The organism is Pseudomonas sputi (assembly GCF_021603585.1).
GTDB lineage: Bacteria > Pseudomonadota > Gammaproteobacteria > Pseudomonadales > Pseudomonadaceae > Aquipseudomonas > Aquipseudomonas sputi.
The window spans coordinates 1-18937 of sequence record NZ_BQHI01000043.1 but is presented as its reverse complement, the minus strand read 5'-3'; the positions used below and the strand labels follow the sequence as shown (position 1 = coordinate 18937).

General features: G+C 60.5%; 20 protein-coding genes, 2 tRNA genes and 1 pseudogene. 15 read left to right on the top strand and 8 right to left on the bottom strand.

Annotated features, from left to right (window positions below; all coding sequences use genetic code 11):
* Positions 1-6: 6 nt before the first annotated feature.
* The 4 genes from L6D81_RS28445 to L6D81_RS28430 all read right to left on the bottom strand — a co-directional run bounded on the left by L6D81_RS28445 (position 7) and on the right by L6D81_RS28430 (position 3435).
* On the bottom strand, positions 7-267 hold the full coding sequence (locus tag L6D81_RS28445) for a DUF2164 domain-containing protein (RefSeq protein ID WP_011332018.1): 261 nt from the start codon (positions 265-267) through the stop codon (positions 7-9).
* On the bottom strand, positions 268-906 hold the full coding sequence (hisH, locus tag L6D81_RS28440; RefSeq protein WP_236182875.1) for an imidazole glycerol phosphate synthase subunit HisH: 639 nt from the start codon (positions 904-906) through the stop codon (positions 268-270). It abuts the gene before it with no gap.
* Positions 906-1499 (bottom strand): imidazoleglycerol-phosphate dehydratase HisB, encoded by a 594-nt coding sequence (hisB, locus tag L6D81_RS28435; RefSeq protein WP_039764670.1) that lies wholly within the window; start codon positions 1497-1499, stop codon positions 906-908. The genes hisH and hisB overlap by 1 nt, the downstream gene beginning before the upstream one ends.
* A 271-nt stretch (positions 1500-1770) precedes the next feature.
* The gene (locus tag L6D81_RS28430) at positions 1771-3435 is read right to left on the bottom strand and encodes an OFA family MFS transporter (protein WP_085611172.1); all 1665 of its coding nucleotides are present in this window, start codon (positions 3433-3435) and stop codon (positions 1771-1773) included.
* Between the two features lie 353 nt (positions 3436-3788).
* On the opposite strand from L6D81_RS28430, the gene L6D81_RS28425 reads away from it, so the two are divergent.
* The 5 genes from L6D81_RS28425 (at position 3789) to L6D81_RS28405 (ending at position 7998) form a co-directional block, all read left to right on the top strand.
* A complete protein-coding gene (locus tag L6D81_RS28425) occupies positions 3789-6011 on the top strand; it encodes an AsmA family protein (protein WP_236182874.1) in 2223 nt (740 codons plus the stop codon).
* Positions 6008-7075 carry an A/G-specific adenine glycosylase gene (mutY, locus tag L6D81_RS28420; protein ID WP_236182873.1) on the top strand — a complete coding sequence of 356 codons (1068 nt, stop codon included), beginning with the start codon at positions 6008-6010 and terminating at the stop codon, positions 7073-7075. Before L6D81_RS28425 ends, mutY begins: the two co-directional genes overlap by 4 nt.
* Positions 7072-7344, top strand: a complete 273-nt coding sequence (locus L6D81_RS28415) for an oxidative damage protection protein (protein ID WP_007952551.1) — start codon at positions 7072-7074, stop codon at positions 7342-7344. Before mutY ends, L6D81_RS28415 begins: the two co-directional genes overlap by 4 nt.
* Positions 7345-7447: 103 nt before the next feature.
* Positions 7448-7523, top strand: a tRNA-Phe gene (locus L6D81_RS28410).
* A gap of 184 nt (positions 7524-7707) precedes the next feature.
* Entirely contained in the window at positions 7708-7998 is a 291-nt protein-coding gene (locus L6D81_RS28405) for a hypothetical protein (protein WP_236182872.1), read from the top strand.
* Here L6D81_RS28405 and L6D81_RS28400 read toward each other — a convergent pair.
* Positions 7995-8117, bottom strand: a pseudogene (locus L6D81_RS28400) (carboxypeptidase regulatory-like domain-containing protein); the annotation flags it as partial. The gene L6D81_RS28405 and the pseudogene L6D81_RS28400 overlap by 4 nt on opposite strands.
* 196 nt (positions 8118-8313) lie before the next feature.
* On the opposite strand from L6D81_RS28400, the gene L6D81_RS28395 reads away from it, so the two are divergent.
* The 3 genes from L6D81_RS28395 to L6D81_RS28385 are packed head-to-tail and all read left to right on the top strand — an operon-like array spanning position 8314 to position 10160.
* Positions 8314-9267, top strand: coding sequence for an alpha/beta hydrolase family protein (locus L6D81_RS28395; protein ID WP_236182871.1), 954 nt, complete (start codon positions 8314-8316; stop codon positions 9265-9267).
* A gap of 20 nt (positions 9268-9287) precedes the next feature.
* Positions 9288-9701, top strand: a complete 414-nt coding sequence (locus tag L6D81_RS28390; protein ID WP_007952560.1) for a hypothetical protein — start codon at positions 9288-9290, stop codon at positions 9699-9701.
* A 6-nt stretch (positions 9702-9707) separates the two neighbouring features.
* Positions 9708-10160 (top strand): hypothetical protein, encoded by a 453-nt coding sequence (locus tag L6D81_RS28385; protein ID WP_236182870.1) that lies wholly within the window; start codon positions 9708-9710, stop codon positions 10158-10160.
* A 70-nt stretch (positions 10161-10230) separates the two neighbouring features.
* Here the strand turns inward: L6D81_RS28385 and gabP are convergent, their stop codons facing one another.
* The gene (gene gabP / locus L6D81_RS28380) at positions 10231-11622 is read right to left on the bottom strand and encodes a GABA permease (protein ID WP_236182869.1); all 1392 of its coding nucleotides are present in this window, start codon (positions 11620-11622) and stop codon (positions 10231-10233) included.
* Positions 11623-12174: 552 nt separating this feature from the next.
* On the opposite strand from gabP, the gene L6D81_RS28375 reads away from it, so the two are divergent.
* From L6D81_RS28375 to L6D81_RS28345, 7 genes are all read left to right on the top strand, one after another.
* The gene (locus L6D81_RS28375) at positions 12175-12948 is read left to right on the top strand and encodes an ABC transporter ATP-binding protein (RefSeq protein ID WP_007897462.1); all 774 of its coding nucleotides are present in this window, start codon (positions 12175-12177) and stop codon (positions 12946-12948) included.
* A 13-nt stretch (positions 12949-12961) separates the two neighbouring features.
* A complete protein-coding gene (locus tag L6D81_RS28370) occupies positions 12962-13708 on the top strand; it encodes an ABC transporter substrate-binding protein (RefSeq protein ID WP_236182868.1) in 747 nt (248 codons plus the stop codon).
* Between the two features lie 78 nt (positions 13709-13786).
* Positions 13787-14482: an ABC transporter permease gene (locus L6D81_RS28365; RefSeq protein WP_007952567.1), complete on the top strand. Its 696-nt coding sequence runs from the start codon at positions 13787-13789 to the stop codon at positions 14480-14482.
* Positions 14479-15168, top strand: a complete 690-nt coding sequence (locus tag L6D81_RS28360) for an ABC transporter permease (RefSeq protein WP_007952568.1) — start codon at positions 14479-14481, stop codon at positions 15166-15168. Before L6D81_RS28365 ends, L6D81_RS28360 begins: the two co-directional genes overlap by 4 nt.
* On the top strand, positions 15149-16384 hold the full coding sequence (locus L6D81_RS28355; protein ID WP_236182867.1) for a methyltransferase: 1236 nt from the start codon (positions 15149-15151) through the stop codon (positions 16382-16384). The genes L6D81_RS28360 and L6D81_RS28355 overlap by 20 nt, the downstream gene beginning before the upstream one ends.
* A 344-nt stretch (positions 16385-16728) precedes the next feature.
* Positions 16729-17544 carry an FkbM family methyltransferase gene (locus L6D81_RS28350; protein WP_236182866.1) on the top strand — a complete coding sequence of 272 codons (816 nt, stop codon included), beginning with the start codon at positions 16729-16731 and terminating at the stop codon, positions 17542-17544.
* A gap of 76 nt (positions 17545-17620) precedes the next feature.
* A tRNA-Thr gene (locus L6D81_RS28345) sits at positions 17621-17696 on the top strand.
* 115 nt (positions 17697-17811) lie between these two features.
* On the opposite strand, the gene L6D81_RS28340 is transcribed toward L6D81_RS28345, so the two are convergent.
* Both L6D81_RS28340 and L6D81_RS28335 read right to left on the bottom strand, forming a co-directional pair.
* On the bottom strand, positions 17812-18237 hold the full coding sequence (locus tag L6D81_RS28340) for a type II toxin-antitoxin system HicB family antitoxin (protein ID WP_102717644.1): 426 nt from the start codon (positions 18235-18237) through the stop codon (positions 17812-17814).
* 31 nt (positions 18238-18268) lie between these two features.
* A complete protein-coding gene (locus tag L6D81_RS28335; protein ID WP_064384144.1) occupies positions 18269-18451 on the bottom strand; it encodes a type II toxin-antitoxin system HicA family toxin in 183 nt (60 codons plus the stop codon).
* Positions 18452-18937: the final 486 nt, after the last annotated feature.

Sequence of the window (18937 nt, the reverse complement as noted above, 5' to 3'; positions counted from 1 at the left end):
CGGAAATCAGTTTTTCTCGAGCGCCCACAGGTCGCTTTCGATGCTTTCAAACCGCTCCTTGAGGTGGGTCTGCACATCGAAAATCGCCCTGTTGTAATAGTGCGGAGCAATTTCGCGGGTAAACAGCTCAAGAATTTCCGCCGCTTCGAACGAACCCAGATCCAGTTCGAAACGATCCTCCATGAACCGCTGAATCTTGCGGTTGGCCTCGCTCTCCTGCTCGGGAGTAAGGGTCAGGATCGGCGGTTTGGACTTCTTGACGGCCATTTACCAGCGACCGTCCCACGCCGCGAAGTTCTGCAGCAGTTGCAGGCCATGGGTATGGCTCTTCTCCGGGTGGAACTGCACGGCGAAACGCGAACCTTCGGCCAGCGCCGCGGCGAAATCGACGCCGTAATGACCGCTGCCGACCACCTGCCGCGCATTGGCGGCAGCGATGTAGAAGCTGTGCACGAAGTAGAAACGCGCCATGTCCGGAATGTCATGCCACAACGGGTGGCTGACCTTCTGCTTTACCTCGTTCCAGCCCATGTGCGGGACTTTCAGGTGCTCGCCGTCTTCGTGCAGGTCTTTGCCGAAGAACTTCACCGCGCCCGGGAACAGGCCGATGCAGTCGACACCCTCGTTCTCTTCGCTGCTGTCGAGCAAGGCTTGCATGCCGACGCAGATGCCGAGGAACGGACGGTCCTGGCTGACCTCACGCACCAGCGAATCGAAACCGAGGCGACGGATCTCCGCCATGCAATCGCGAATCGCACCGACGCCGGGGAAAACCACGCGGTCGGCTTCGCGGATCACTGCCGCATCGCTGGTGATCAGCACCTTGCCGGCACCGACGTGCTCGAGAGCCTTGGCCACCGAGTGCAGGTTGCCCATGCCGTAGTCGATAACTGCAACCGTCTGCATTACAGGACGCCTTTGGTCGAAGGCATCTGGCCGGCCATGCGCTCGTCCAGCTCGACGGCCATGCGCAGTGCGCGGCCGAAAGCCTTGAACACGGTTTCGATCTGGTGGTGGGTGTTGGTGCCACGCAGGTTGTCGATGTGCAGGCTGACCAGCGCGTGGTTGACGAAGCCCTGGAAGAATTCCTGGAACAGGTCGACGTCGAAGCCGCCAACAGTGGCGCGGGTGTAAGGTACGTGCATCTGCAGGCCCGGACGGCCGGAGAAGTCGATCACCACGCGCGACAGCGCTTCATCGAGCGGCACGTAGGCGTGGCCGTAGCGACGGATGCCTTTCTTGTCGCCAATGGCTTGCGCGAAGGCCTGGCCGAGGGTGATACCGACGTCTTCCACCGTGTGGTGGTCGTCGATATGCAGATCGCCCTTGCATTGGATATCCAGGTCGATCAACCCGTGACGGGCGATCTGATCCAGCATGTGCTCAAGAAAAGGAACACCGATATCGAATCGGGCCTTTCCGGTGCCATCAAGGTTGATCGAGGCTTTGATCTGGGTTTCCAGAGTGTCGCGCTCGACAGACGCCTTACGTTCGGCCATCACCAGCTCCGCAAAATCATTGGGCGAAAAAGGCAGCCATTATAGGGGCGCGGGGCCGAAACAGAAACACGAGAGGTGGAATGACTGACGGATAGAACCCCATGCTGTCGGGGATAGACATGTCCATACAAGCATTGAAGTGCGCTGATCGCTCCCACGCTCTGCGTGGGAGTGCAGCCCCGGACGCTCAGCGTCCACTTCGAATATGACGCGCAGCGTCACAGGGAGACATTCCCACGCAGAGCGTGGGAACGATCAGGTGTAAACGAACTTAGTGGAACAGAACCGCCGTCTTCTGCAGGGTCACCCACACACCCCACGCCAACGGAATCCCCACCACCAGCCACGCAGCGATCGCCAATGGCTTGCTGCCCGGCGCGGCTTTCCACTCCAGCACGGTGCTGGCGTCAGCACCCTTGTCGTGGCCCAGCGCCTGTTCGGCGGCCAGTTCGGCGTCGGTCATGAAGTACTTGTCCGCCACCGGACGCACCAGCAGGTTGCACAGGAAACCCAGCACCAGCAGGCCGGCAAGGATGTACAAGGTGATGTCGTAAGCGGCGGCGCGTTCAACGCCGATGCTCAACTGATACTCACGCAGGTAGTTCACCAGCACCGGACCCAGCACGCCAGCAGCAGCCCAGGCCGTCAGCAGGCGGCCGTGGATCGCGCCCACCATCTGCGTACCGAACAGGTCCGCCAGATACGCCGGAACGGTGGCGAAACCACCGCCATACATCGACAGAATGATGCAGAACGCCGCCACGAACAGCGCAACGTTGCCCAGGTGACCGAGGTTCGGGATCAGCGCGTACAGCGCAAAACCCAGTGCAAAGAACACGAAGTAAGTGTTCTTGCGGCCCAGGTAGTCCGAGAACGAAGCCCAGAAGAAACGACCGCCGATGTTGAACAGGCTCAGCAGACCGGTAAAACCGGCTGCAATCGCAGCGATGGAAGCCAGTTGACCGGCATCCAGCTGACCGAACGGCAGATCATTACCCAGCAACTTGCCGCCGAACACTTCCTGCAACAGCGGCGAAGCCATGCCGAGGATGCCGATACCGGCAGACACGTTCAGGCACAGCACCAGCCACACCAGACGGAATTGCGGAGTTTTCCACGCCACATTCACATGAACGTGACGGTGAGTGATCATCGCGTTCGACGCTTTCTTCGCCGGCGCGGTCCAGCCTTCAGGCTTCCAGCCGGTTGGCGGTACGCGGTAAGCCAGCGCGCCACCGATCATGAACACGAAGTAGATCGCGGCCATGGCCACGAAGCTCTGCCACACGCCGACACCGGTTGGCGAAGCGAAATGGCTCATCAGCGCGGTCGCCAGTGGCGCACCGACCATCGCACCACCGCCGAAGCCCATGATCGCCATGCCGGTTGCCATGCCGCGCTTGTCCGGGAACCACTTGATCAGGGTCGACACCGGCGAGATGTAGCCCAGGCCCAGACCGATACCGCCGATCACGCCGGAACCGATCCACATCAGCCAGATCTGGTGGGTATAGATCCCCAGTGCGGAAATCAGCAGACCGCCACACCAGCACAGTGCCGATACAACGCCGGCCTTGCGTGGTCCTGCGTGTTCGAGCCAGCCACCCCAGATCGCTGCCGAGCAGCCGAGGAAGATGAAGAACAAGGTGTAGATCCAGCCGAGCATGGAGATCGGCCAGTCGCATTGCGACGAGAAGACTTGTGCGATGAAGCTCATGTCCGGTGCGCAAGCCACCGGAGCGGTCACGCCCAGCGCCTTGGACAGCGGCAACCAGAACACCGAGAAGCCGTAGGCCATGCCGATGCACAGGTGAATGGCCAGAGCGGCCGGTGGGACCAGCCAACGGTTGAAACCGGGCTTGGCGATGATGCGTTCCTTGGACAGGAACCCGGGCTGATCGGCTTTGAAGCCGTCCGCCGTAATGGTCGTGCTCATTGTGTATCCCCCAATTATTAGTATGGTTCGCCAGCCACTGCCCACCCCGGCCTTTATGCACGCAGGCATGACCGTTTTTTGCGGGTGAAGCTCCTTGAAAGCGCGACGTTAAGTCGCAGATGGGCGGACGAACGGGCGAAGGTTACCATTTGCACGTGACAGAAAAACCAAACTGATATCACCTTTTTTGAGTCATCTGATCACATGACGCCGGGGAACCCCGATGCCGATCGTTGTCGAAGCGCTGTACAGCAAGGGTCGGCAGGCTGACGGGACACCTCAACAGCGAGGGTTGATGCAGCGCTATACTCCCCGGCTAAATCACGAATTCGACTACTTACAAGGACTCGCCCATGAAAGCGTTCGGCAAAATCCTGGGTCTGGTACTTCTCGGGCTGTTGCTGATCATTGTGGCGGCGGGCTTCGCCCTGACCCACCTGTTTGATCCCAACGACTACAAAGACGAGATCCGCCAGATTGCCCGCGACAAGGCCCACATCGAGCTGACGCTCAATGGCGACATCGGCTGGAGCCTGTTCCCGTGGCTCGGTCTGGAACTGCACGAGGCCAGCGTCGCGACCCTGGCCAAACCTGCCGAGCCGTTCGCCGACCTGCAGATGCTCGGCCTGTCCGTGCGTGTGCTGCCGCTGCTGCGCCGCGAGGTGCAAATGAGCGACGTGCGCGTCGAAGGCCTGAACCTGCGTCTGAACCGTGACAAAAATGGCCACGGCAACTGGGAAGACATCGGCAAGGTGCCGGCGCCCGCTGGAAGCACACCGCCAGCGACCGCCGCAGAAGCCTCTCCAGCAACACCAGCCCCGGTGGAAAAACCGGCCCAGCCGATCCGCCTCGACATCGACAGCCTGACTGTCAACAACGCCCGCGTGGAATACAACGACGAGCTGACCGGCAAGCAATTCAGCGCCGAAAGCATCCAGCTGAGCACCGGCGCGGTTCACGATTCGACCAACATCCCGGTCAAAGCCACCGCGTTCCTCGGCACCAACCAGCCTGTGCTGCGGGTGCGTACCGAGCTCAATGGCGAGCTGCGCTTCGAGCGCGCCCTGCAACGCTACAAGTTCGAAGACCTGAAGCTTTCCGGCGAAGTCGCCGGCGATCCGTTGCAGGGCAAGACCGTGACCTTCGCCGCCCAAGGGCAATTGTTGCTGGACAAGGCCGCCAACGTCGCCGAATGGACCGGCATCAAGCTCTCGGTCAATCAGCTGCGTGCCCTCGGCGAGCTGAAAGCCAATGACCTGGACAAGACGCCACAGATCAGCGGCGGGATTTCCATCGCTCAGTTCGACCTGGCGAAATTCGTCGAGAGCATCGGCCAGACTTTGCCGGCCATGGCTGAAGGCAGCCTGAGCAAGGTTGAACTGGTCAGCCGGGTCGCCGCCACGCCAACCAGCCTGGCGCTGGACAACATCAACCTGAAACTCGACGACAGCAGCTTCAGCGGCCGCATCGCCGTCGAAGATTTCGCCAAGCAATCGCTGCGGGCGATCCTCAAGGCCGACACCTTTAACGTCGACCGCTACCTGCCGCCGAAATCGGAAAAAGCCAGCAACGCCACCCAGGTCCGCCAGGCCGAAGTCGCCAGCACCGAGGCCGATGCGATGGCCGGGGCCGGCAGCACGCCGCTGCCGGAAAAACCGAGCAAAAGCGCCTGGAGCACCGAACGCCTGTTCCCTGTTGAGCGCCTGAGCAAACTCGACGTGAACGCTGACCTGACCTTCGGCCAACTGACCCTCGACAAGCTGCCGATCCAGAACGCCGCTCTCAAGGCCAACGGCCAGGGCGGCCTGCTGACCCTGGAGAACTTGCGCGGCGAACTGTACAACGGCGATTTTGAAGCCAAGGGCACGCTGGATGTGCGCCAGACAGCGCCGGTGCTGAACCTGCAAACCCGGATCAACCGGGTGCCAGTGGAGAAAATCCTCGAAAGCCAGGGCAAGAGTCCGCCGGTCAAGGGTCTGGTCAACCTCACCAGCACCGTCACCGGCAGCGGCAACAGCCAGCAGGCGCTGATCGAAACCCTCAACGGCAACGCCAGTTTCGTGATCAACAACGGCGTGCTGCTCAACGCCAACCTTGAGCAACAATTGTGCAAGGGCATCGCCACCCTCAACCGTAAATCCCTGAGCGGTGAGCCGCGGGGCAAGGACACGCCATTCCAGGAGCTCAAGGGCAATCTGACCTTCCGTAACGGCGTGGCCAGCAACCCGGACCTGAAAGTGCGCATCCCCGGCATGACCGTCAACGGTGACGGCGATATCGACCTCAAGGTGCTGGGGATGGACTATCGCGTCGGCATCATCGTCGAAGGCGACACCAGCGCCATGCCGGATCCGGCCTGCCAGGTCGGTGAAAAATTCGTCGGCATCGAATGGCCGCTGCGCTGCCGTGGCCCGCTGGAGCTGGGCGCCAAGGCCTGCCGTTTGGACAACGAGCGCATGGGCCAGGTCGCGAGCAAACTGGCCGGCGACAAGATCAGCGAAAAAATCGACGAAAAACTGGGCGACAAAGTCAGCCCGGAACTGAAAAACGCATTGAAGGGGCTGTTCAAGCGATGAGAGCGGAGCAGTTTTCCACGGCGGTGCTGGAATGGTTCGACCGCCACGGCCGCCATGATTTGCCCTGGCAACAGAACATCAACCCGTACCGGGTGTGGGTGTCCGAGATCATGTTGCAGCAGACGCAGGTCAGCACCGTGCTCAATTACTTCGACCGGTTCATGGCCGCCCTGCCGACGGTCGAGGCCCTGGCCGCAGCGCCGGAGGACGAAGTGCTGCACCTGTGGACGGGCCTGGGTTACTACACCCGGGCGCGCAATCTGCAGAAGACCGCGAAGATCGTCGTCAGCCAGTACGGTGGCGAGTTTCCCCGAGATGTCGAGAAGCTCACCGAGCTGCCGGGCATCGGCCTGTCCACTGCTGGCGCGATTGCCAGCATCAGCATGGGCCTGCGCGCACCGATCCTCGACGGCAACGTCAAACGGGTGCTGGCGCGCTTTACCGCGCAGGAGGGCTACCCCGGCGAGCCGAAGGTGGCCAAACAGCTGTGGGCCAACGCCGAGCGCTTCACGCCGCTGGATCGGGTCAACGCCTACACCCAGGCGATGATGGACCTGGGCGCCACGCTCTGCACCCGCAGCAAACCGAGCTGCCTGCTGTGTCCGCTGAAAAAGGGCTGCGAAGCGCACATGCTCGGCCTGGAGACACGCTACCCGATCCCCAAGCCACGCAAGGCCATCCCGCAGAAACGCACGCTGATGCCGCTGCTGGCCAACGAGGACGGCGCGATTCTGCTTTATCGCCGCCCGTCCAGCGGATTGTGGGGCGGTTTGTGGAGCCTGCCGGAACTCGACGACCTCGACGACCTGCAACACCTCGCCGCGCAGCACGCGCTGGAACTGGGCGAGCAGCAGGTGCTGCCGAGCCTTGTCCACACCTTCAGCCACTTCCAGCTGTCCATCGAACCCTGGCTGGTTCAGGTACAGGAAGTCGGCGGTCACGTGGCCGAGGCCGACTGGCTCTGGTATAACCTCGCCACCCCGCCGCGCCTGGGCCTCGCCGCCCCGGTCAAGACCTTGCTCGAACGCGCGGCCGCCGTCTTGAATGCAGGAGAGTCGACATGACCCGCACCGTAATGTGCCGCAAGTACAAAGAACAACTCGAAGGTCTGGAGCGCCCACCTTACCCGGGCGCCAAGGGCCAGGATATTTTCGAACACGTCTCGGCCAAGGCCTGGGCCGACTGGCAGAAACACCAGACCCTGCTGATCAACGAAAAACGCCTGAACATGATGAACGCCGAAGACCGCAAATTTCTTCAGGGCGAAATGGACAAGTACTTCTCCGGCGAGGAATACGCCCAGGCCGAAGGCTACGTTCCACCTGCTGAGTAAACCTGCAAAATCGGGAGTCGGAGCGTAAGCGACGGAATTAATTTAAGAAATTTTAAAAAAGTCGTTGACGTAAATCCGAAAAACCCTTTTAATGCGCCCCGTTGCCCAGATAGCTCAGTCGGTAGAGCAGGGGATTGAAAATCCCCGTGTCGGCGGTTCGATTCCGTCTCTGGGCACCAAATACCGAAAACCCTGAATCGCAAGATTCAGGGTTTTTTTATGCCCGCGATTTGATGACGGCCCGAGTCCGCCCTTCTTGCAGGCCGCAATTCGCGCTACGTTGCCCAGCCCTTACGGAAGAGGGTCATCCCCGCGATGAACCAGAAAAGAACCCGCGTCCCCCTGCCCCATCCCAAGCCACCGGTGAAACGTACCAACTGGTTGATGATCGCTCTCGGCCTGATGTTGATCCTGTGTGTCGGCCTGATCGCCTATGAAACCGTGGACGGCCTGATTCAAGGACGCATCGGCAACATGGCACGCGGCAAACGCTTCGCCGTGTATTCGCTGGCCGCACAACCCGTGAATTTCTGGTTCGCCGTTGCCGCGCATGGCCTCCTCGCCCTCTTCCTGTCGGCCGCCGCGTGGGTATTGATCTGGCTGGGCCGCACGGCAACGGTCGCGCCATCCCGGCGCGACCGGCAACGTCCCTAGCTGTTGTCGTTCCAGTGGAACACCAGATTGCGCGCAGCACCGCCGCCTACTTCCGTCACATCCCGACGCGTTTCACTCTTGCGGGTGGCGACGACCGTGTACTTGCCTGGCGGGGTGGGTTTTAGAACGATTGGGAGTTGTTTTGAATGCGAAAAAGACTACACAAGTTTTTCCCAGCCAATTCATGACGCACTGCGTCACGAATTGGCGACCCCCTAATCGAACCGCCAATCCGGTACGCACTGCATACCCAATCATTGCGCTGCATCCCGCATGAAGTTCATTCTCGACCCGTCCTAGCCAGGCTCGGAACTCATGAACCTACAAAGTGCGCCACCTCCACCTGGCCAAGCATCCGACATTGAAAGCGAGCCCTTCCAAGCGCCCGCCGCCGACGGCTATCTGCTCGGCGGCTTCACCTGGCGTCACGCCTCGCCCGATCCACAGCGCCCAGTGGTGATCATCAACGCCGCCACGTCCGTGCGCTGCCGCCACTATTCACGCTTCGCGACGTACCTGTTCGCCAATGACTTCGACGTGATCATTTACGACTACCGAGGCATTGGCGAATCGCGGCCGAAGTCGATGAGGCATTTGCAGGCTTCGTGGACAGATTGGGGCGTGCTGGATTTCGAGGCGATGCTCAAACGCGCGCAACAGGAGTTTCCCGGTCAGCCGATCGATGTGGTCGGGCACAGCTTCGGTGGCTGCGCAGCAGGCCTGGGGGCTTGCGGACATCTAATCCGACGACTGGTGACGGTCGGCGCGCAGTACGCTTACTGGCGCGATTACGCGCCCGAGCACCGCTGGCGGATGTTCGGTAAATGGCACCTGCTGATGCCGCTGGTCACGTTGTTCTGTGGCTACTTTCCGGGCAAGCGACTTGGCTGGCTGGAAGACACGCCCGCCGGCGTAGTGCGCGACTGGAGCACACCTGCCGCACGTTATGAGCGGCGTCCGAGCGGTAGAACGATCCGCAACCTGCCCTTCGCCAACGTCCGGGCCAAAGCCCTGGCAATCAGCATCAGCGACGATCCCTACGGCACGATTCCCGCCATCGAACGCCTGCTGGCTTACTTCCATAACGCGCAAAAGACCCACCTGCGAATCGAGCCGCAGGACATCGGCGAACAGCAAGTCGGACATTTCGCCTTTTTTCGCAGCGCATACCAAGCCACACTATGGCCCATCGCTCTGACCTGGCTGCAGACCGGCGAACTGGCCTGCGACACACCGGGGCGCGAAATCCCACGCAGCCAAGCCCTTTAACGCACCACGGAACACACACCATGGCTTCCGCCAACAAGCAGCAAAAACGCGCCGCCCGGGCCAAGACCAAGGCCAAGCAGAACCGCACCAAACGTGCGGAAGCGCCGGTCGAGCTGGACCCGAATGACGACCGCATCGATTTCGAATCGGTGGACCTCACCGAACTGTTCAAGAAAATGATCGACGCCGAGAAGATCAGCCAGCAGGCCCTCTGCACCGCGTTCCTCGAAGACCCGCTGCTTGAGCTGGTGTACGAGCAGGAAGGCGAAGAAGGCGCGATGGATTTCATCCTCGCCGCGCTGATCGAGTACCGCCAGTGGTCCACCGAGACCGACGAGGCTGGCGCCCTGGCGTGGATCGAATCGCCGGATTTCCAGAAAGACTATGTGGCCGCGTCCGACGCAATCGCCGCGCAAACCCAACAGAAAAACTGAGTTCCCATGGCATCCCTGAACAAACAGCAGAAACGCGCCAAACGCGCCAAGGCCAAAGCCAAGCAGATCCGCATGGTCGGTCGCAAACCTCTGGTGCAGGACGATGACCTCGGTCACCTGGCCGAGCCGATCCCGGAATACACCTTGGCGATGTTCAGCAAGATGCGCGACGCCGAAGCCGTCAGCCGCAATGAAATGCTGCTGACGCTGCTGCGTGAACTGGCGTTCATCATCGTCGACCATCCTGAACTGCTGGACATGGAAAACGCCGAGAACGAAGGCATGGCCGCCACTCACCTGGCCGCCGACATGCTGATCGACTACCGCATGTGGGCCGATGGCATGGATCGCGAAACCGCCCAGGCCTGGCTGAGCGAGCCGGAGTTCATCAGCGATTTCGGGATTGCGCTGGACACCTACGGTCAGTCGGTGGACGCGCAGGAAGAGAAGAGCGAGTAAGCCGCTCGCCGTAACAAAAACGGCCGCTTGTCATCACTGACAGCGGCCGTTTTGCGTAACACGTTGCGGATCAGTTCAGAACTGCCGCACCACGGTTTTCCGCCTTGCGACGGCGAGCTACCAACAGGCCGGTCGCCACAACCACCAGACTCAGCAGGCCGGTCGCGAGGATTTCCACGCGGTGGGCGTCCTGGAACAGCATGATGGTCAGGGCCGCCACGATGAACACGATCACCGCGTAGGTCAGGCCCGGGAACAGCCACATGCTGAAGACGATTTTCTCGCCGCGAGCCATGCGCTGTTTACGCATGCGCAGTTGCGAAATCGCGATCACCAGGTACACCAGCAGCGCGATCGCGCCGGAACTCGCCAGCAGGAACTCGAACACCGCAGCCGGGGCCACGTAGTTGGCGAAAGTGCACAGGAACGCCGCGCCGGTGGACAGCATTACCGCCCAGTAAGGGGTGCCGCTCTTGTTGGTACGGGTCGACATGGCCGGGGCATCGCCGCGCTTGCCGAGGGAGAACAGCATGCGCGAAGAGGTGTACAGCGCCGAGTTCAGGCAACTGGTCACAGCCACCAGAACCACGATGTCGACGATCATCTTGGCGTTCGGAATGCCCATGCGCTCAAGCACAGTCTGGTAGGAGCCGAGGCTGGCCAGAACCGGGTCGTTCCATGGCACCAGGGCCACGACGATGAAGATCGACACGAGGTAGAACAGGCCGATCCGCCAGATCACCGAATTGGTGGCCTTGGAAATCTGCTTGCCCGGGTTCTTCGATTCCGCGGCCGCGATGGTCACGATCTCGGTGCCCATGAAGGAGAACATGGTGGTCAGGATCGCGCCCAGCACCGCGCCCATGCCGTTCGGCAGGAAGCCCTGGGTGTCGAAGATGTGCGACACGCCGCTGACCTGGCTGTTCGGCAGGAAGCCGAAAATGGCCGCGACGCCAAGAATGATGAAACCGATGATCGCCACGACTTTGAGCAGGGCGAACCAGAATTCGAACTCACCGTAGTTTTTCACGCTGAACAGGTTGGTCACGGTCAGCAGCAGGGTAATGATCAGCGCGAAGGCCCAGATCTCCACACTCGGGAACCAGGCGTGCAGGATAGTCGCGGCGGCGTTGGCCTCCAGCGGAATCACCAAGACCCAGAACCACCAGTACAACCAGCCGATGGTGAAACCGGCCCAATGGCCGATGGCGCGGTCGGCGTAAGTCGAGAACGAGCCGGTGTCAGGCGAGGCAACCGCCATTTCGCCGAGCATGCGCATCACCAGCACAACCAGCGCGCCAGCAGCGGCGTAAGCCAGCAGAACGGCTGGGCCGGCGGCGGCGATGGCGTGGCCGGAGCCTACGAACAGACCTGCACCGATCACCCCGGCGATCGACAGCATGGTCACATGACGCGGTTTGAGCCCCTGTTCGAGGCCATTGGAGCTTTGGGTACTGCTCATTGGAACTACCTTTGCGAGGAAAGCGATTGCGTCCGGCCCGTCTGGCGTTCCTTCTCGTAAAAAGAATCCAACGGGGCGTTCCTTATTCTGCACGCAATAATTGCGCCAAAATGTTTCAAGCTCTTTTGTCCCGCGGCCTTCAGCGCGACCGGACAGTCATCGCAAGTCCTTGAGAATAATGGCCTTTCGCCAAAGCGTTACCCTGCGACCCACTTTCCAAGCGAGTCGGCGCACCAGAAACACACTTAAAAAGTGCGGGATGCACAATAAAAGGGCGAATGAGGAACGTTCGGCCGGATAGCGCTTCCAACACCCCGCCAAAGGTGGCAACATCGCGCCTTTTTTTACGCGACACCCACGGGAATCCACGTTCAAACGCCCGTTCGGTTGTTGATGGGGCGACAGTCTGCTGCGCCGATGCGACAACCTGCCACACGCCATCCGTTTACCGCCCGTAGCGCTGTTGGCTGCCATTGAAACGCTATGCTAGCTTGGCCGCCTCGCCAGGAAGGCCAACCAACAGCAGGAGCGCAACATATATGAGGAACGCACATGGCTGAGGCCACGCCCGCGCTTGAAATCCGCAACCTGCACAAACGCTACGGACAGCTTGAGGTGCTCAAAGGCATCTCGCTGACCGCCCGCGACGGCGATGTGATCTCGATCCTGGGTTCCTCCGGTTCCGGCAAGTCCACATTCCTGCGTTGCATCAACCTGTTGGAAAACCCGCACCAGGGCCAGATCCTGGTGGCCGGTGAAGAACTCAAGCTCAAGGCCGCCAAGAATGGCGAACTGGTTGCCGCCGACGGCAAGCAGATCAATCGCCTGCGCTCCGAGATTGGTTTTGTGTTTCAAAACTTTAATCTGTGGCCGCACATGAGCGTGCTCGACAACATCATCGAAGCCCCGCGCCGCGTGCTCGGCCAGAGCAAGGCCGAAGCCATCGAAGTCGCCGAAGCGCTGCTGGCCAAGGTCGGCATCGCCGACAAACGCCACGCCTACCCGGCGCAACTGTCCGGCGGCCAGCAACAGCGCGCGGCGATTGCCCGCACGCTGGCGATGCAGCCCAAGGTGATCCTGTTCGACGAGCCCACCTCTGCCCTTGACCCGGAAATGGTCCAGGAAGTACTTAATGTCATCCGCGCATTGGCCGAAGAAGGCCGGACCATGCTGCTCGTCACCCACGAAATGGGCTTTGCCCGTCAGGTCTCCAGCGAAGTGGTGTTCCTCCACCAGGGCCTGGTAGAAGAGCAAGGATCGCCACAGCAGGTGTTCGAAAACCCGCTTTCGGCGCGCTGCAAACAATTCATGTCCAGCAACCGCTAACGGAGCTACCCGCATGCAGAACTACAAAAAGGTCTTCCTGGCCGCCGCCGTCACCCTCGCGTTCAGCGCCGGTGCCATGGCCGAGACCCTGAAGATGGGCATCGAAGCGGCTTACCCGCCGTTCAACAACAAAGACGCCAGCGGCAACGTCGTCGGCTTCGACAAAGACATCGGCGACGCCCTGTGCGCCAAGATGAAAGTTGAATGCTCCGTCGTCACCTCGGACTGGGACGGCATCATCCCGGCCCTGAACGCCAAGAAGTTCGATTTCCTGATCTCCTCGATGTCGATCACCGACGAGCGCAAGCAAGCGGTGGACTTCACCGACCCGTATTACTCCAACAAGCTGCAATTCATCGCGCCGAAGGATAAAGAGTTCAAGACCGACAAGGACTCCCTGAAAGGCAAAGTGATCGGCGCCCAGCGCGCGACCCTCGCCGGTACGTTCATGGAAGACAACATGCCGGACGTCGAAGTGAAACTCTACGACACCCAGGAAAACGCCTACCTGGACCTGACCTCCGGTCGTCTGGACGGCATCCTCGCCGACAAATACGTCAACTACGAGTGGCTGAAAAGCGACGCCGGCAAAGCCTATGAATTCAAGGGCGACCCGGTGGAAGAAAGCGACAAGATCGGTATCGCTGTACGTAAAGGCGACCCGATCCGCGAGAAGCTGAACGCTGCGCTGAAGGAAATCGTTGCCGACGGCACCTACAAGAAGATCAACGACAAGTACTTCCCGTTCAGCATCTACTGATCCTGACCTGCCGGATCGGTGCCGCCACATGACGGCGCCGATCCCCGGCCTTGCCTGCCGCGATTTGAAAAGAAATCCATGATTATCGACCTCTACGGATTCGGCCCGGCGCTCTTCGCCGGCGCGCTGATGACCGTCAAACTGGCACTCTCGGCCCTGTGCCTGGGGCTGGTGCTCGGTCTGCTCGGCGCCTTGGCCAAGACTTCCCCGTACAAGCCGCTGCAATGGCTTGGCGGAACCTATTCGACCCTGGTGCGCGGCGTCCCGGAATTGCTCTGGGTGCTGTTGATCTACTTCGGTACGGTCAACGCCATGCGCGCGCTCGGTGAGTTCCTCGGCAATCCCGAACTGGAACTCAGCGCCTTCGCCGCCGGCGTCATCGCGCTGGGCCTGTGCTTCGGCGCCTACGCCACGGAAGTGTTTCGGGGCGCGATCCTCGCCATTCCCAAAGGCCACCGTGAGGCCGGCGTGGCCCTGGGCCTGTCGAAATGGCGGATCTTCACCAGACTGATCATGCCGCAGATGTGGCGCATCGCCCTGCCCGGCCTGGGCAATCTGTTCATGATCCTGATGAAAGACACCGCGCTGGTGTCGGTCATTGGCCTGGAAGAAATCATGCGCCACGCGCAGATCGGCGTGACGGTGTCCAAGCAGCCCTTCACCTTCTATATGGTGGCGGCGCTCATGTACCTATGCCTGACCGTGCTGGCGATGATCGGCATGCACCTGCTGGAAAAACGCGCCGCACGCGGCTTCGCGAGGAGCGCTCAATGAATTGGGAAGTCATCATCAAGTGGTTGCCGAAACTGGCCCAGGGCGCGACGCTGACCCTGGAGCTGGTGGCCATCGCCGTGATCGCCGGCTTGCTGCTGGCGATTCCGCTAGGCATCGCCCGCTCTTCGAAGCTGTGGTACGTGCGCGCTTTACCCTACGCCTACATCTTCTTTTTCCGTGGCACGCCGTTGCTGGTTCAGTTGTTCCTGGTCTACTACGGACTGGCGCAGTTCGACGCGGTGCGTAACAGCTCGATGTGGCCGTACCTGCGCGATCCGTTCTGGTGCGCCACCGCGACCATGACCCTGCACACCGCGGCGTACATCGCCGAAATCCTGCGCGGCGCGATCCAGGCGATACCGCCAGGCGAGATCGAAGCGGCGCGGGCGCTGGGCATGTCCCGGCCCAAAGCGCTGTTCTACATCATCCTGCCGCGTGCCGCGCGCATCGGCCTGCCGGCCTACAGCAACGAAGTGATCCTGATGCTCAAGGCCAGCGCCCTGGCCAGCACCGTGACCTTGCTGGAACTGACCGGCATGGCGCGCACGATCATTGCCCGCACTTACTTGCCGGTCGAGATCTTCTTCGCCGCCGGTGTGTTCTATCTGGTGATGGCTTACGTGCTGGTTCGCGGCTTCAAGCTGCTGGAACGCTGGCTGCGCGTCGATGCGTGCCAGGGACGCTGATTCTTCTGACGTGCTGACGGGCGAGGCCTTACTCGCTCGTTTCACGGTACTGGATGCATTTCTCACATCGCATCAAGCGCTGTGGAAGCCTCGCCCGTTCACTCATCTGCAACTGCCATGGGAAGCGTCCTACCCGGAACTGGCCTCGTGGCTACGCGGGCGGTCGCTGGACGATGCGGAAAATGCCCACAACCAACCTGCCGAACTTATAGATGCGCCAGAGCCCTTTGCTTCATTGGCGGCGTTGTCGCTTGAACTGAGTGCGGTGGGTGAATTACCTGCGCGTGATCTGGAAGCCGCCGGTCATCGCCTGAATGTCGATGTGCCGGGCCGCAAATGGCAGCAAATCGAAGCCTTCGCCAGCCGCTTGTCGTTTGCCGAGCAGCCGAAGCACTGGCTGGACTGGTGCTCGGGCAAAGGCCATTTGGGTCGGCGTCTGCTGGGTGCCGATCATCAACTCACCTGCCTGGAATTCGATCCGGCGCTGGTCGCCAGCGGCCAGGCGCTGAGTCAGCGTCATCACTTGCATGCGCTGCATGTCGAGCAGGATGTGCTCGCGGCGAATACCGCTTTATTGCTGAACGCCGACCACACGCCTGTCGCCCTGCACGCTTGTGGCGATCTGCATGTGCGGCTGATGCAACTGGCAAGCGCCGCTGGCTGTCGGCAATTGGCGATTGCACCGTGCTGCTACAACCGGATCAGTCGCACTGAGCATCAGGCGTTGTCCTTCGCAGCATCGGGCTCCGCCCTACGGTTGTCGCTGGAAGATCTGTCCCTGCCGATGAGCGAAACCGTCACCGCCGGCGCCCGCGTCCGACGTCAACGCGACACCTCCATGGCCCGTCGACTGGCCTTTGATCTTTTGCAACGGCAAGTGCGTGGCGTCGACGAATACTTGCCGACACCGTCTCTGCCCAGTGCCTGGCTGGACAAACCGTTCGCCGATTACTGCCGCGATCTGGCAGCGTTGAAAGAGTTATCCACAATCGGCGCGCCAGATTGGGTAGCACTGGAAGCCGCCGGCTGGCAGCGGTTAGCCGAAGTCCGCAACCTGGAACTGCTGCGTGGACTGTTCCGACGGCCGCTGGAGCTTTGGCTGAATCTGGATCGGGCACTTTTCCTCACCGAACAGGGATACGTCGTACGTCTCGGTACCTTCTGCGAGACGCCACTCACACCGCGCAATTTCCTGCTGCTGGCCGAACGGGTTTAATCTTTCACAGCCTGTGGATAACTCTGTTGATGGAATTATCGTGGATCCAATATCTACGGTCGTTTCAGGCCGTTAACAGCACTGGTCATTTTTTGTTCACACGAATAAAAAACCAGCAAAACAGGGATTTAAGACTCAAATGAGAACCCGTCCACAAAAACCTGCCTAAGCGCCCCCTCTTCAAAGCCTGTTGTGCATAAGCCCCAGACCAAAAGGACATAACCGCCGAATCGCGGACGCCGGCAACGGCCAATTGCGCCCGCCATCCGCCCTTGCTATACAGACCTACGCCGTACAGGTAGCGCGCACCCGAACAAGAAAAATCTGACCGACAGGAAGCGACCGTGACGTTCATTTCTTACGCACAGAATTTCGAGGACGTTCGCCTTTGGCGCGCCCTGCAGTATGTTGAAAACGGTTTTTATATCGACGTCGGCGCCAATGACCCGATCCACGACTCGGTCACCAAGGCCTTTTATGATCGCGGCTGGCAGGGCATCAACGTCGAACCGATGCAGAACTACTACGACGCCCTCCGCCAGCATCGCCCCCGCGACACCACGCTGCAATGCGTGGCCAGCGACCAGCCGGGCGAACTGACTTTCTACGGCATTCCCGACACCGGCCTGTCCACCGCTGACCCGGTCGTTGCGCAAGAACGCAAAAACCTCGGCATGGACGTGCAAAGCCTCACCGTCAACGCACGCACACTGACCTCGATCTGCGAAGAACACGCCGCCGAGCGGCCGATCCACTTCTTGAAAATCGACGTCGAGGGCCACGAAGAAACCGTCCTGCGCGGCATGGACCTCAGCCGCTTCCGCCCCTGGATCATCCTCATTGAAACCCCATGGGAGCGCGACCACACCTGGGAGCACCTGGTGACCGACGCCGGCTACACCAACGTCCTGTTCGACGGCCTCAACAGCTTCTTCCTGGCCAACGAACACATCAACCTCAAACCCGCGTTCGACCTGCCACCGTGCAACCTCGACAACTTCCAGCTGTGCAAAGGCCACAACCTCGCCCACCCGGTAAACCCGGCCCTGGAAACCGCCCTGCAACGCGCCGAACAAGCCGAAGCCCAACTGCGCGCCCTGCAAAACAGCCGCACCTGGCGCGCGGTACAAAAACTGCGCAACGTCCTGCGCCGGGCGTGATTCGCGGAGGGCGCAAAAATAGTCTGAATTCAGGGGTTTACAGAAGCACCCGAGTCGCTATAATCGTCGCCCACACGCCGGTATAGCTCAGATGGTAGAGCAACTGACTTGTAATCAGTAGGTCCCGGGTTCGATTCCTGGTGCCGGCACCATACAAAACAAAGCCCCTGCAGAAATGCAGGGGCTTTGTTGTTTCTGGAGGGTGTGTTTTCCACTCCAAATGAAAAGCCCCCGACAGCCATCACTATCGGGGGCTTTTCTTCAACCTTACGCGGCCTCAACCGAAAGCAAAATCCGGCGCCCAAGCTGCTGCAATGCACGCTCGACATTCTCTATCTTGGAGTGGTGCAGGAAATCAACTAACCGATCTACCTGGGGTCGTTGCACACCCAAGCGTCGTGCCAGTTCAGCTTTGCTTATCCCAGACTCCAAAAGCGTATTCCAGAGCCCAACCTTTGCCGCAGTCAGTATAGGCAGACGCAATACCGCGTCACCTTCCTGCTCCCCCGCATCACCTGTCGGAATCAACCGGCGATCATCAACGTAAATCGACAATGCCGTTTCCATCGCATCAATGGCGCCGTCGAGTGCTTCCTCGAGGGTATCGCCAGCGGCGTGCATCTCTGGAATTTCTGCGCAGGACAACCAGACACTGCTCGGCTCCTCGTGGACTTCCAACGCATATTCGAACATCACGTTTCCTCTCATGGGGTACAGCTGGGCCTCAATCCTTGAGGCCCAGCTGTTTGATTATCGATTTTCTCAACCCTTCGCCCATCTCCTTGGCTCCGTGGTCGGGAAAGACAGTTGATCTGCCATTCAAGGAGACCTTGAAATGGCTGCCCTTGCCGGTTTGAAACTCAACGCCTTGGGCTTTCAACCATCGCCGAAACTCGCTGTACTTCATGTGCATCACTCGCTGTTTCGGTAGAGCGAATGTGCAACATATCTGTTGCGCATGCAACATAACTGTAGCACCGCACATCTGGAACACCGCTAGCCTCCGCCACCACCTGGCCACGATTGCGCTCCCCCCTCCCCCACGCTACCGTCAAACCCGTCGCTGCCAATTCAGCGACCGGGCCTGAGAACCCGCGTAAGATGCAGGCGCACCAGCGCCCCAACCCACGTTTGCCGGCGCTTTTTTATGCCTGCATTTCCGTGCAATGGCGGCTGTGCGTGGGAGGTCTTAGGGCCTGCCGGGTTCCTGTATCTCCGGTTTCTCAGCCTGCGCATAGCTGCCACCCTTTCGCCTGAGAACGAAGTGGGGACTGTCAGATATTTTGTGTGCGGGCCGGTAACGGCCTGCCGTCAGGCAGGCCGTGCTTTTACCAGGTTGGCCTGATAAATCGATCTCCGTACAGAATCGCAAATTGATTCATCGCACTTTTCC